Annotated in this window: 16 protein-coding genes and 1 tRNA gene; 5 read left to right on the forward strand and 12 right to left on the reverse strand. The window is 40.3% G+C overall.

Annotation, left to right across the window (positions count from 1 at the left end; genetic code table 11):
- Positions 1-77 precede the first annotated feature (77 nt).
- Both HC246_RS05725 and HC246_RS05730 read left to right on the forward strand, forming a co-directional pair.
- Complete coding sequence (locus HC246_RS05725; RefSeq protein WP_169362552.1) at positions 78-926, forward strand: peptidoglycan-binding domain-containing protein; 849 nt, start codon at positions 78-80, stop codon at positions 924-926.
- 47 nt (positions 927-973) lie between these two features.
- Entirely contained in the window at positions 974-1,795 is an 822-nt protein-coding gene (locus HC246_RS05730) for an ABC transporter permease (protein WP_318655907.1), read from the forward strand.
- A 133-nt stretch (positions 1,796-1,928) separates the two neighbouring features.
- Here the strand turns inward: HC246_RS05730 and HC246_RS05735 are convergent, their stop codons facing one another.
- The 5 genes from HC246_RS05735 to HC246_RS05755 all read right to left on the reverse strand — a co-directional run bounded on the left by HC246_RS05735 (position 1,929) and on the right by HC246_RS05755 (position 5,341).
- Positions 1,929-2,462, reverse strand: coding sequence for a sterol desaturase (locus HC246_RS05735; RefSeq protein WP_263972443.1), 534 nt, complete (start codon positions 2,460-2,462; stop codon positions 1,929-1,931).
- Positions 2,463-2,911: 449 nt separating this feature from the next.
- Complete coding sequence (locus tag HC246_RS05740) at positions 2,912-3,982, reverse strand: response regulator (RefSeq protein WP_169362553.1); 1,071 nt, start codon at positions 3,980-3,982, stop codon at positions 2,912-2,914.
- A 120-nt stretch (positions 3,983-4,102) separates the two neighbouring features.
- On the reverse strand, positions 4,103-4,495 hold the full coding sequence (locus HC246_RS05745; RefSeq protein ID WP_169362554.1) for a DUF1636 domain-containing protein: 393 nt from the start codon (positions 4,493-4,495) through the stop codon (positions 4,103-4,105).
- A 77-nt stretch (positions 4,496-4,572) separates the two neighbouring features.
- Positions 4,573-4,851 (reverse strand): DUF2973 domain-containing protein, encoded by a 279-nt coding sequence (locus tag HC246_RS05750; RefSeq protein ID WP_169362555.1) that lies wholly within the window; start codon positions 4,849-4,851, stop codon positions 4,573-4,575.
- A 172-nt stretch (positions 4,852-5,023) separates the two neighbouring features.
- A complete protein-coding gene (locus HC246_RS05755; protein ID WP_169362556.1) occupies positions 5,024-5,341 on the reverse strand; it encodes a DUF2605 domain-containing protein in 318 nt (105 codons plus the stop codon).
- A 122-nt stretch (positions 5,342-5,463) separates the two neighbouring features.
- Here HC246_RS05755 and mazG point away from each other — a divergent pair, with 122 nt between their 5' ends.
- Complete coding sequence (gene mazG / locus HC246_RS05760) at positions 5,464-6,273, forward strand: nucleoside triphosphate pyrophosphohydrolase (RefSeq protein WP_169362557.1); 810 nt, start codon at positions 5,464-5,466, stop codon at positions 6,271-6,273.
- Between the two features lie 130 nt (positions 6,274-6,403).
- On the opposite strand, the gene HC246_RS05765 is transcribed toward mazG, so the two are convergent.
- Positions 6,404-6,583, reverse strand: a complete 180-nt coding sequence (locus tag HC246_RS05765) for a hypothetical protein (RefSeq protein ID WP_169362558.1) — start codon at positions 6,581-6,583, stop codon at positions 6,404-6,406.
- Between the two features lie 91 nt (positions 6,584-6,674).
- A tRNA-Leu gene (locus tag HC246_RS05770) sits at positions 6,675-6,755 on the reverse strand.
- 223 nt (positions 6,756-6,978) lie between these two features.
- Here HC246_RS05770 and HC246_RS05775 point away from each other — a divergent pair.
- A complete protein-coding gene (locus HC246_RS05775; RefSeq protein ID WP_169362559.1) occupies positions 6,979-7,899 on the forward strand; it encodes an alpha/beta hydrolase in 921 nt (306 codons plus the stop codon).
- A gap of 144 nt (positions 7,900-8,043) precedes the next feature.
- On the opposite strand, the gene HC246_RS05780 is transcribed toward HC246_RS05775, so the two are convergent.
- From HC246_RS05780 to HC246_RS05800, 5 genes are all read right to left on the reverse strand, one after another.
- Entirely contained in the window at positions 8,044-8,379 is a 336-nt protein-coding gene (locus tag HC246_RS05780) for a XisI protein (RefSeq protein WP_169362560.1), read from the reverse strand.
- On the reverse strand, positions 8,367-8,780 hold the full coding sequence (locus tag HC246_RS05785) for an element excision factor XisH family protein (RefSeq protein ID WP_169362561.1): 414 nt from the start codon (positions 8,778-8,780) through the stop codon (positions 8,367-8,369). Before HC246_RS05785 ends, HC246_RS05780 begins: the two co-directional genes overlap by 13 nt.
- Before the next feature lie 64 nt (positions 8,781-8,844).
- Entirely contained in the window at positions 8,845-10,326 is a 1,482-nt protein-coding gene (gene gatB, locus HC246_RS05790; protein WP_169362562.1) for an Asp-tRNA(Asn)/Glu-tRNA(Gln) amidotransferase subunit GatB, read from the reverse strand.
- A gap of 98 nt (positions 10,327-10,424) precedes the next feature.
- Positions 10,425-10,688 carry a Txe/YoeB family addiction module toxin gene (locus tag HC246_RS05795; RefSeq protein WP_169364491.1) on the reverse strand — a complete coding sequence of 88 codons (264 nt, stop codon included), beginning with the start codon at positions 10,686-10,688 and terminating at the stop codon, positions 10,425-10,427.
- Positions 10,685-10,927 carry a type II toxin-antitoxin system Phd/YefM family antitoxin gene (locus HC246_RS05800; protein ID WP_169362563.1) on the reverse strand — a complete coding sequence of 81 codons (243 nt, stop codon included), beginning with the start codon at positions 10,925-10,927 and terminating at the stop codon, positions 10,685-10,687. The genes HC246_RS05795 and HC246_RS05800 overlap by 4 nt, the downstream gene beginning before the upstream one ends.
- 259 nt (positions 10,928-11,186) lie before the next feature.
- Between HC246_RS05800 and HC246_RS05805 the strand changes: the two genes are divergently transcribed.
- Positions 11,187-12,101 (forward strand): restriction endonuclease, encoded by a 915-nt coding sequence (locus tag HC246_RS05805; RefSeq protein WP_169364492.1) that lies wholly within the window; start codon positions 11,187-11,189, stop codon positions 12,099-12,101.
- Positions 12,102-12,186: the final 85 nt, after the last annotated feature.

The raw sequence follows: 12,186 nt of genomic DNA on the forward strand, positions 1-12,186 counted from the left end.
TAGCGAAATCATGTTTTTACGAACACAAAAGAGCCAATTGATTAGCCTAGTGGCGTTTTTTATTGAGGCTGAATTGTATGGAACTTGTTGCTTATCTCCACAGTGAAATGATTTCTGAACGCCTACAGCAAGGCGAATCTATTGATCAAACCTTAGATTGTCAATTACTAGACTCGATCGCTAAATCATCCCATCATGCTAAGTCCGTTGTATGTGTTGGACTGGCAGCAGGCGCGATCGCTCTTAACACTATGCCAATTGCTGCCTTTGCCTATACGCCAGAAATTGCCAGTATTCAACAACTATTGGCAAGACGAGGATTTAACCCTGGAGCAATTGATGGAGTTATGGGACCTGCGACCAGAGAGGCAATCGTCGCTGCCCAAACATTTTATAAGATTGAAGCTGATGGCGTTGTTGGCTCTGGTACTCTTGCCGCCTTGCAATCGGACACTTACGAATCTGGTTCTGTCCAGTCACTTCCTGCTGATTACAAAACACCAGATGAACACAAATCATCAGATGCGGTGAAAAATGTACAGCAATTGCTGAGTGATCGCGGTTTTTATGGTGGTGCGATTGATGGCATTAAAGGTCCCATGACCCAAGAAGCGATTATTCTTGCCCAGAAAACCTATGGCTTAATCCCTGATGGTGTTGCAGGACCTATCACCATTGCGGCGTTAGAAGCAGATACTAATGTCCCCCAAGTCAAGATTGCGGAAACCCAGCCTAGTAGTAATGTTTCCGATAATTCCATTAAGCAAGGTCAAACTCTCCTAAGCAATTTAGGTTTTTATGATGGTGCGATCGATGGTATTCAAGGTTCCCGAACTACGGCTGCGATCAAAAAAGCCCAAGCCTTTTATGGCTTGCCTGTAGATGGAGTCCTCGGTTCCCAAACCTTAGCAGCATTGCAATCCTAGAAATAAGAAGCCTCGCTAAGCGAGGCTTCTTATTTCTAGGGATATCTGTGGATAATAGAAGTGCTGCAATCTTCTACGGTGAATTACTCATGACCACTGTCATTGATCTGAATATTCCGAAAATGGCGATCGCGATCGGTATGATTGCGATCGCTACTAGTTTCTCGGTTTGGCAAAAATTAGACATCGCTAAGAATTTAATCATCGCCACTTTTCGCAGCATCATTCAATTGATTGTGGTGGGATTTTTGCTAGATGCCGTATTTGAGATCAAGCAGCCCGTCGTCATTCTCTTCATCATTTTCTTAATGAGCCTAATGGCAGCCCGTGAAGCCAAAAACCGTGTGCGTGAAAAAGTACCTTACGTTCTGCCGATTATGTGGATATCGGTAATTGTTGGTACTCTCGCGATTCTTGCCTACACCACTTTCTTAGTGATTCAGCCCGATACTTGGTATTCACCGCAATATCTAATTCCCCTCGCAGGCATGATCTTAGGTAATTCGATGAATGGTGCAGCGATCGCTGCCGAGAGATTTACACAGGATTTAGTCAAGCGATCGCGGGAAATCGAAACCCATTTATGTTTAGGTGCAACCCCACAACAGGCAATTTCTAACTATCAAACCGATGCCATTAGAGCCGCCATGATTCCCACGATTAACGTGATGATGGTAGCTGGCGTTGTATCTTTACCTGGAATGATGACAGGACAAATTTTAAGTGGTACATCACCATTATTAGCAGTGCGCTACCAGCTAGTAATTTTATTCGCTATTACTACAGCTAATCTCATCACAGCCTTAATATTAACGACTCTAGTTACACGCCAATTTTTCACTCCTGCTCAACAACTAAAACTACCATAGAAATATTTAGTATATTGAGCTATAAGGGGAAGAAATTAAATAAAAATTATTATAAAACTGTTGCATAGAATTTGAGTATGCAACAGTTTCTTGGTTTTACACTTAATAACAACCAGTTAATTATATTGGTGAATTAGTTCAGTGAAACCTCTTGGTTTAATTGCTTAAACTTGCGACGGACAAAGCGTAAGAATAACAACCACTTTTCCGCAGGGTACTCATAGAATGAGAAAATATCTCCGAAAGCTGCAAAAGCATTTTGGTGGTGGAGCCAATGTCTTTCTGGAGTAGTGATAAAGAAGAAATCACAAAAAGCTTTAATAGGTTCAGGTGTTTTCCATTCCAGAATAGAAACATGTCGCCATACTACATGAAACTCACCTAGTAAAAGTCCAATAACCGTTCCTACTGGCGACAATTGCCATAGCCAAGGTGTAAATATGAAATAGGGAACAGCACCTAAAATACCATCTAGTAACACGAGAGGATTTCTGGTTAAAACAGCATAATGGAGAAAGCTACGATTTTTACCATGATGCACAATGCTGTGAAACTTGCCAAATACATGCTCAGGTACATGATAGAAAAATGTTGAAAAAAAGTCGCCTAACAGAAGTAACAGCATCGTTGCTGTAATTGCTTTAATCAACTCTAAAATAACTTCCAAAGTAAACCCTCACAACTTGGTTTAAGCCTAGGAGATCAAGTTAAAGTTGCGTTTATATCAAGGTTAAGAATCGATTTTTTAGAAGTAAATATACTTGAAACGCATGTAAATCGTTAAGTTAATCTTAAATCTGACTTAATATAACTTAATGTTTGTGTATAACAGTTCTAAATAATTTGTGGATTTTTGGTTTTGTGGAAGCACACTCCCTTTGGGGTACGCTTCTACAAACCATTGAGGATTGCTATATAACACTTTTCAAGCATTGTACATAACACGCTTAAAATTGTCTTGATAGATGGTTTGCGTAGCAAATTCTCTATCAAGACGAGAATTAAAAGCTTTGCTTAGCAAGGCTTTTAATTCTCGTCTTGTAAAAATTACGAGCTTAACCAAAAAGAGTTATTGCTCCACCTTTGACAAAGCAATAACTCTAGCAAAAATTATGTTTAGCGTTTGCTATGTTTCTCGATGGTTGTTAATAACTCCTTTTCCCCAAAGGGTTTAGTAAGGTATTCTGTCGCGCCAACCATCCGCGCTTTAACGCGATCGATAAAGCCATCTTTCCCCGTTAGCATGATAATTGGAATCTTGGCAAAAGCACTGGAGCGGCGTAGCATTCCACATAGCTCATAGCCATCTATCTCTGGCATAGTGATATCACACAAAACTAGATCAGGCTTATATTGAAAGATCACACTTAAAGCCTTAATAGGACTAGAAACTGCCGTAACCTGATAACCATGATTATGCAAAATATATTCCACAGCACGACAAATCGTCATGCTATCGTCAACGCATAAAATCCGTGGCGATTCCACCTTAGCTTGTGGTAAGACGTTAAGCATTAAAGGTGGAACTGTAACCTCTCCAGTAGCGATCGCCTCATAAATCGCCTGACCAACTTTGCATATATCTAATCCTGAATATCGGGATAACTGGCGAATAGTAGTTTTGCCATCAATCCAAGTACTTAAGTGTGGCAACGCATCATTGGATAGCATTACGGGACATTGATTAACCGACTGGATAAATGGATAAAACTGCTGCCATGTCTGTAACTGTCGCGAAAATTCAGCACTGATTTGAGAAAATTTGAGGTGGGTTAATCTTGGTGTCAGGGCAGGGCTAATTTCAAAAACAAATGTGCCTTGGTAAAGACTCAGAATCTCAAAAAGTACCTCACGCATTGTACTTTCAATAATTGACTTCGCCTGAGCAGGATTGAGAATGTTGGATTCTAGCAGTGACCAAATTTGTCCATATTCCAAGACATTAATCCCTAGCTTGGAGGTGGCTAATCGATCAATCGCGTGTTCTAAACCTAGACCATGTAAGTAATCTCGCAGTCTAGTCAGATTACTATTAGTATCAGTTGCATAGATCAACTCACCACGACTAAAAAATAAAAACCAAAACTTCCCTGCGGTTGACTCAATCAATAACTCGCCAGTTCGCTGCCCAAGCTCAATCAGGTGAATAATAGTGTATACGTCAATTTCTCTGAGCGTGCCTTGCATGGGTGGTTATAAAGGGGAATTTTTGTGTCTTTGAATATATAGATTAATGTGTCTACATTATCAGAATCTCGTTATACTCCCTGATTTTAAGGCTTTTTTAGTAGAACTCCCACTTAATTCTTAACTATCTTGTAGCGGTGGAATACGAGCAATTACACCACTTTTAAGAGGTTCAGGACGCTCTTTCCATGCCAGCATCCCATCAGCGCGATCGCTATATATCTCTGCACAGGACAAAATCGCTGAGGCAGTATTGAGAATATTGTCATTATCGATGGGTAAATCACCGAATAAATAGGAGTACTTACCCTCAGAGGCAAAAGTAACCACACAGGCATGACTACAAGCACTCATACAGGACACAGGACGGATGGCAAATTGCGATCGCCGATCCCAATCTTGATGTAACTGAGAAATTTCCTTGAGTAGCATTTCGCCACCACTCACACCTACCTTTTTGCCGTTTTGCCAAGTACTCGCACAGGTAGTACAAACTAATAAACTATGGGTCATTTACGCCTCAATACCATACACAAGAAAAATTAAGCCTCATACAATGAGGCTTAATTTTGATAAATTTTTTGATAAATCTATGATTTTTCGCCATTAGGAGAAGAATTGTAGAGAGCATCAAGTCGAGAACGCGCATCATCAACATTAATTGATTTAATTACCATTAATGGCTCATCGATATACTTACCATCTTTGTCCCATAATTCAGGATGAGCAAATTGGGGAGATACACGGCGGCGATTGTCTTGATAGCTACGAGCATCATTTTGAGAAAGCGATATCATGCTACGGATGAGATTGCTGATCGCAAAAATGGAGAGGATAGTAAAAGCGAGTATGTAGATGATTTGTACCATGTCTGCTTTCCTAAAAAAGTATATAAAATGAGTGAGTGGGTCTAGATTTGAAGATTGGGCAGATATCAAACGCGGATCTAAGAATGTCTAAAATCTACGTTCTCAAGGTTGTGATAACAAAGTTTTTTATAAGCGATCGCCGCGTGAGGCTAGCAGATCAGGAGTAAAAATTTTAATTTGACTGATTACGATAGTAACGCATCCCTACGCTCTGACACTCCATAAGTAGTTTATGCCAAGGTTTCATTGCTGCCATATCTACCCCAATCTGATGTCCTGTAGCTCGAAACAGAGAGGTTGCGGCACTAACCTCTTTAAGAGCATTTTCAACTTGTGCCAACAAGTTTTGCTGTTCTACCTCAGTTAAGAAAGTGATGCGTTCATTAGCAAGCAGTTTCTGAGCACGATCAAACCAATAGGTAAAGTCTTCTAGCAAAGGTTCTAGAAGTTGTCTGAGCATTTCAGGATCTGGGCTGGCGGTATTACTCATGTAGGTAAGTGTCTAGCAGCATTATCAGCGCTATATATATTTTCGTAAAGGCATTTATTTTTATACTAAACAATATAGCATTTTGTTACTTTTCTTAACATTAAACAAATCTTACAAATCCTATGAGTTTTGATTCTTCGGCTAACTTGGTTGCACTGCAACATTTGATCGATGTGGTGGCAAAGTTGCGATCGCCTGATGGCGGATGTCCTTGGGATTTGGAGCAAACTCCTGAAAGCTTGATCCCCTATATCATCGAGGAAGCCTATGAGGTCGTCGATGCGATTCAGGGCGGCGATAAAAAGGCGATCGCGGAGGAGTTAGGTGACTTATTGCTACAGGTGGTATTGCAGTCACAAATCGCCAGTGAATCGCAGGACTTTAGCATCGCCGAAGTTGCCGAGGGGATTGCCCAAAAGCTAATTCGTCGCCACCCCCATGTCTTTGGTGATGTGAAAGCCGAAAATATGGAGGAAATTTATCAAAATTGGGAAAAGATCAAGGCTGAGGAAAAGGGTGAAGATTTGGCAGCAACCCAAAAGCTGAGTTACAAACTCAAACGCTATGCGCGATCGCTACCACCATTAACGGCTGGTATGAAAATCTCCCAGAAAGCTGCTGCTAATGGCTTTGAGTGGGACAATGCCGATGGAGTTTGGGCAAAGTTTCATGAGGAGTTAGATGAGTTGCGCCATGCCCTAGAACATGAATCAAAGGAAAATCAACAGGCGGAGTTAGGTGATTTATTATTTACGCTGATTAATGTGGCACGTTGGTATGACCTTGATCCCTCGGAGGCGTTGCAATCCACAAATCGTAAGTTTATTCAGCGTCTAGAAACGATTGAGACTTTAAGCGATCGCCCCATAGATAGCTTTACTACCGAGGAGTTAGACAATCTCTGGAAACAAGCCAAGGAAAAGCTCAAATAAGAAAAGTCGCGCTTTGTGTGGCTTTTCTTATACCAAAACTAAAAATGGCGTAGCCATTTTTAGTTTTAGAAACCCTTGCTGGGTTTGATTTTTAATCCACGAAAGTGTGACATCACTTTCGTGGATTGATTTATTTAGCAGCAGGGGCATCTGGTGGTAAAAATCGCGAATCGGAAATTTCGATCAACTTATCAATGGAGGTTTCTTGTAAAAGCTTACGTGCTTTGGCTAAGTACTCTAAATTTGGGCATTGATCTCCGAGGATACAGCCATTAGTACATTCTTCTTGACAGTTGACTTGGCGGGACATGAGGTTAAGGATTGAATAAACTAAAATTTAAGGCTACTATACGAGCAATAAAAAAAGAGCGCTGAGCGCTCTTTTTTTATGATTTTTATTATGCGGTCAGAGAGACTCGAACTCTCACAGCTTTCGCCACCACCACCTCAAGATGGCGTGTCTACCATTCCACCATGACCGCAACTGCAATTTAGCTTTTCAGTTAAGTGCTTTACTATATTACAGCAATAGTGCAAATATGCAATATTTTTAGTCAAACCTGATCTTTGAGACTATAGCAATGCTTGACCTAGTTAAGAGATGATGGGCGAAGCGAAGCGTCGCCCATCATCTCTCTCTATTCAGTACCATAGGTACAGTACCCTTAACATCGGTTTCATAGGTAAATCCAGCAAATTAATCCCATGACTGAATCATCTTTAGAATCAGCACAAAATCAGCAAACTCAAACCCGATCGCCTAAAAATTGGTTGCGTCCCGTCGCGATCACAGGCATCGCGATCGCTAGTTTTTATGGTTCAGTTTGTGCAGGGCTATGGTTTGGACAAACAAGACTGGTATTTTCTCCTGAAAAAGAACTGACGACCACGCCAGCCAAGTTTAATGCGAAATATGAGGATGTCTTAATTCCTGTCAAAAAGACCGATGGCACAAGTGAAAATATTCATGGCTGGTGGCTACCCAATGCCAAACAGGTTCAGAGTAGTAATCTTAGCGATCGCAAAGTGATCTTGTATCTGCATGGTAAGGGTAAAAATATTAGTGCTAATGCCAAGCACGCAAATCGCCTCATGCGAATGGGATTTTCGGTCTTAGTAATTGATTATCGTGGCTATGGCAGAAGTGAGGGTGATTTCCCCACTGAGTCCTCAGTTTATGCCGATGCCCAAACAGCATGGGACTATCTAATCGAAAAGGGTTACAAACCAAATCAAATCATGATTTATGGGCATTCCCTAGGTGGTGCGATCGCGATCGATCTTGCGCTGAAACATCCTGATGCCTTGGGCATGATTGTAGATGCTTCATTTACCTCGATGAGCGACATGGCGCAACTCGATCCCAAATATCGCATTTTCCCCATTGATCTATTAATTCATCAGCGTTTTGATTCGATCGCTAAGGTGCGATCGCTAGCTATACCTGTCCTCTATATTCATGGTACTGCCGATGAGTTGATTCCCCCCATGATGAGTCAGCGCTTATACGATGCAACACCAACCAAAAAACAAATTGTTTTCATTCCCAATGGCGGACATAACAATAATGCCGCCACCAATGAGCCTTTATATTTGAATTCAATTAGTAGTTTCTTTAACCTCTAGTAGAAATTACTTAACTAAACCAAGAATCTACAGAACTTTAAGCTCAACACCTAAGTGAAGGCGGCACTTCGTGCCGCCTTCACTTATTTGGGTTTTGATTTGTCCTATCTATCTCTTACACTGCTATACAATTAGTTATCTTTTCTAAACAACAGCATAACCTGTATGTACTCTTACATCAGGTGGATAAAATCCTAAAACAATCCTCTCTTTAGGAACACCAGCAGCAACCAAATCTTCAGTTACGCTATCTTCTATTCCATCATAATGAATCCAGATTTTATCGTTAATAATCTGACCATGAAATAAACAACCATGCACCCGTAATCCTTTTTCCCAGCCCTGATCCATTAACAAAAAGTGGTTATGGTCTTCACTAATAATTAATGTGGTAGTAATGTCACCATATCTGTAGGGTATCTGAGTATACTTCTCAAGTATTTTTCGTAACAAACTTTGATATTCAGTTAGAGTTTCCATTGGACTATTTCCTCCTTATTGGGATCAAATATGATTAGTCTCAAGTCAGTCTCGCTGAGCATAAGTTGACCAATTTCTTCTGAGAAAATCTCACTAAAAACTAGGCGTGTTATTGCTAAATATAGTATCCTGTCAGGCTCCTGTTGTGCTAAAACCTTGGAGTATAGTACAAATTGTCCTACAGCCTGTTCTAAATCATGAAGCGGTGATGGGTTAAGAAAACTCTTAATTTCTACAGCAATTTTTTGACCTTCCCTTTCTGCTGCCAATAGTTTTTCCGCGCCTAAATCTACTAGAGCTTTGCGACGACCTATTTTTAAGGTCAAAGGATCATTAGTTATCAACCATCCATCCTTTTCTAAAGCTGTTCTTACAGCATTATGGTAAATATCTTTTGCCACTTCAGATTCCTTGTACAAAAATAGGAATTTAATAAAGAAAGGCGGCGCATTGCGCCGCCTTTCTTTATCCTGCCAATTTATCGGCAATCAATTTATTAGTAGATTGAGGTTCGGCGCGTCCTTGGGTTTTCTTCATGGTTTGACCGACAAAGAAGCCTAAGAGCTTGGTTTTACCAGCTTTATATTGCTCCACTTCCTTCGGATTCGCAGCAATAATCTCATCAATGATTTTCTCTAGTTCCGCACCCGCAAGAACTGTTAAACCTTTAGATGCAACAAGTTCTTTGACTGATCCACCCTTGACGATTAATTCAGGCAAGATGTCCTTCGCAATTTTACTGCTGATCGTACCATCGGCAATTAAAGCAATCATTTCGCCTAAAATCGCAGGAGTAAGCGCGATGTCACCAATCTTGAGCTTATTCTCATTGAGATAGGCGGTAATGTCGCCCATCACCCAGTTAAACACTTGCTTAGGTTCTGCACCAGTCAAAATTGTTGCATCAAAGAATTCAGCAATACTGCGATCGTCGGCAATCAGAGCGGCATCGTAGGGAGTCAGTCCAAACTCATCGCGATAGCGATGACGATTTGCCACAGGAAGCGTGGGAAGTTCGGAACGATATTTCTCCAAAGTCGTTAAGGGAATTTCGATCGCCATCAAGTCAGGCTCAGGGAAATAGCGATAGTCACTAGCTCCTTCCTTAGAACGCATACTGATTGTGCGTTGACTATTTTCTTCCCAAAGGCGAGTTTCTTGTTTGATGGTTTCACTACCAGACTCAAGAGCTTCTATTTGACGATTAATTTCAAAATCGATCGCTCTTTGAATGGCATTAAAGGAGTTCATATTTTTGATTTCTACCTTCGTGCCGAACTTCTCTTGTCCGATAGGACGCACAGAGATATTTACGTCACAACGTAGCGAACCTTCTTGCATATTGCCATCGCAAACACCAAGGTAGCGCATAATCCGTCGCAGTTCTTGAGCATAGGCAGCCGCTTCTGCTCCCGATCTCATATCTGGTTCCGAGACGATTTCGCACAAAGGTACACCTGTACGATTGAAATCTACGAGGGAGTGACTAGAACCTGAGAGGCGATCGCTACCTGCATGGACTAACTTGCCTGCATCCTCTTCCATGTGTAGGCGGGTAATGCCAATACGCTTCGTGCTGCCATCTTCTAATTGGATTTCCAGCCAGCCATGTTCTGCGATCGGTAAGTCGTATTGAGAGACTTGATAGTTTTTGGGAAGGTCAGGATAAAAATATTGTTTGCGATCGAATTTGCTATGGGGGGCAATTTGACAATTTAGTGCTAGTCCAGCCTTGACTGCGTATTCCAAAACTTTTTCGTTAAGTACGGGCAACACCCCCGGCATTCCGAGACAAACAGGGCAAACATTAGTATTTGGGGTTGCGCCAAACTGGGTTGAACAGTTACAAAATATCTTGGAGTTCGTGGTCAACTGACAGTGAGTTTCTAGTCCAATGACAGCTTCGTATTGTGTTTTGGTTGTTGTCTTGGTGGCGGTTGCAGTCATAACGGGTGCTTTTGAGATGCTTTTTGGCAAATATATCTAGTGCGTTAAATTGTAATGCTTTTAACTACAATCTTGCTTAACTATTATAGCGATCGCGCTTACTCGTAATGTGTCCACATCCTGATTATTTTAATGGTTTGCTCTGATTCGATCACCTGATAAACAAGTCGATGCTGGATATTGATTCTGCGGGAATATGCACCAGCTAAATCACCAACTAACTTTTCATAGGGTGGCGGATTTTGGAATGGATTTACCTGAATTATGGCTAAAAGTTCAGTAACCTTATCTTTGAGATTAGTTGCAGCAATTTTCTTAGCATCCTTTTGAGCTTGCTTTGTGTATACCAATTTCCACTTCACCATTCTAGTGTCTCGCTACATTCACTAATGGGAGTTGCTAAACCTTGTAAAATTGAAGTGCCTACCTCAGGAATTGAAAGTAAATAGATTGTTTCTTGAATTCCCTTCCAATCTTCTTCAGATACTAAGAACGCATTAGAGGTTGATCCTGAAATCATTATAGGCTCATGAGATTGTGAAACCTCATTAATCAGATCTTGAAGTTTAACTTGAGCTTCGTTTAGGGATATTGTTGACATTTTTACTCCTAAGAATTTAAGTTCATATAATAAAATTAAACAATACTATCATTGTCTAAATTGTAACTTCTGCTCATTCCTAATAATCTTTAAGCTAACTTAGCAAAGCAGAATATTTTTTGATTTAATAGTTTGTTGCCCCAAATTTACTTTGCCTTACCATTTTTTAATAGTCTTCATGATTTTAGTAGCTAAATTGAGTCTATTATTCTATCAGTGGTATATCCTAAATATATTGCTTGAATTTCATGTGTTTAAGATGTCAATTCCAGATTTTCAATCAATTATGCTTCCATTAATGCAACTGGCTAGCGATGGGAAAGAGCATTCTTTTAGAGATAGTGTGGAATATTTAGCAAAGTTGTTTAAGCTGTCTGATGATGATAGGAAAGAGTTACTCCCTAGCGGGCAACAACCTACCTTTGATAATCGTGTTGGTTGGACAAAAACACATTTGATCAAAGCAGGATTATTAGAATCTCCACGTCGTGCAATCTTTCAAATTACGGATCGTGGCAAAGAAGTCCTTAGAAATAATCCGACAGAAATTAATGCCAAATTTCTTAAGCAGTTTCCTGAATATGTGGCATTTGCAGGTGCTAATACATCTGGGAATTCTAGTTTAGCTCCGCAAGACAATTTAACTGAACAAATCACTCCAGAAGAGGCTTTAGCTTCCGCTTATCAGAAGTTGAAGTTAGCTTTAGCTCAAGATCTGTTGACTCTTGTGAAAGAATGTTCACCTGACTTTTTTGAACGATTAGTGGTAAAACTATTGGTCAAAATGGGTTATGGTGGATCTATCCAAGATGCAGGAAAAGCTATTGGCAGAAGTGGTGATGAAGGTATTGATGGAATTATTAAAGAAGACCGTCTTGGGTTAGATGCAATTTATATCCAAGCTAAAAAATGGGAGGGAACGGTTGGTCGTCCTGAAATTCAAAAGTTTGTTGGCGCATTAGCGGGGCAGGGTGCAAAAAAAGGTGTATTTATAACGACTTCTAGTTTTTCAAGAGAAGCTCAAGAATATGCCAACAACATGAAAGACACTAAAATTGTGTTATTAGATGGTGAACAATTAACGCAATATATGATTGATTATAATTTAGGCGTATCAGTCATTTCACAGTATGAAGTTAAAAAAATTGATTCCGATTTTTTTGCTGATGAATAATTCTTGAAACCCTCCACTTAGATAGATATAGACAATATGCCGATCGCTTAAACTAGGTGAGGACTTATCAATTAAGCGATCTCAA

Origin of the sequence: Pseudanabaena yagii GIHE-NHR1 (genome assembly GCF_012863495.1) — a bacterium.
Taxonomy (GTDB): Bacteria; Cyanobacteriota; Cyanobacteriia; order Pseudanabaenales; family Pseudanabaenaceae; genus Pseudanabaena; species Pseudanabaena yagii.

Bases quoted from the DNA above. Each gene is read 5' to 3' on its own strand.
- mazG (WP_169362557.1), top strand. From the start codon at position 5,464: ATGAGTTTTGATTCTTCGGCTAACTTGGTTGCACTGCAACATTTGATC.
- HC246_RS05740 (WP_169362553.1), bottom strand. From the start codon at position 3,982: ATGCAAGGCACGCTCAGAGAAATTGACGTATACACTATTATTCACCTG.
- HC246_RS05775 (WP_169362559.1), top strand. From the start codon at position 6,979: ATGACTGAATCATCTTTAGAATCAGCACAAAATCAGCAAACTCAAACC.
- HC246_RS05755 (WP_169362556.1), bottom strand. From the start codon at position 5,341: ATGAGTAATACCGCCAGCCCAGATCCTGAAATGCTCAGACAACTTCTA.
- HC246_RS05780 (WP_169362560.1), bottom strand. From the start codon at position 8,379: ATGGAAACTCTAACTGAATATCAAAGTTTGTTACGAAAAATACTTGAG.
- HC246_RS05805 (WP_169364492.1), top strand. From the start codon at position 11,187: ATGTCAATTCCAGATTTTCAATCAATTATGCTTCCATTAATGCAACTG.
- HC246_RS05800 (WP_169362563.1), bottom strand. From the start codon at position 10,927: ATGTCAACAATATCCCTAAACGAAGCTCAAGTTAAACTTCAAGATCTG.
- HC246_RS05725 (WP_169362552.1), top strand. From the start codon at position 78: ATGGAACTTGTTGCTTATCTCCACAGTGAAATGATTTCTGAACGCCTA.
- gatB (WP_169362562.1), bottom strand. From the start codon at position 10,326: ATGACTGCAACCGCCACCAAGACAACAACCAAAACACAATACGAAGCT.
- HC246_RS05745 (WP_169362554.1), bottom strand. From the start codon at position 4,495: ATGACCCATAGTTTATTAGTTTGTACTACCTGTGCGAGTACTTGGCAA.
- HC246_RS05765 (WP_169362558.1), bottom strand. From the start codon at position 6,583: ATGTCCCGCCAAGTCAACTGTCAAGAAGAATGTACTAATGGCTGTATC.
- HC246_RS05750 (WP_169362555.1), bottom strand. From the start codon at position 4,851: ATGGTACAAATCATCTACATACTCGCTTTTACTATCCTCTCCATTTTT.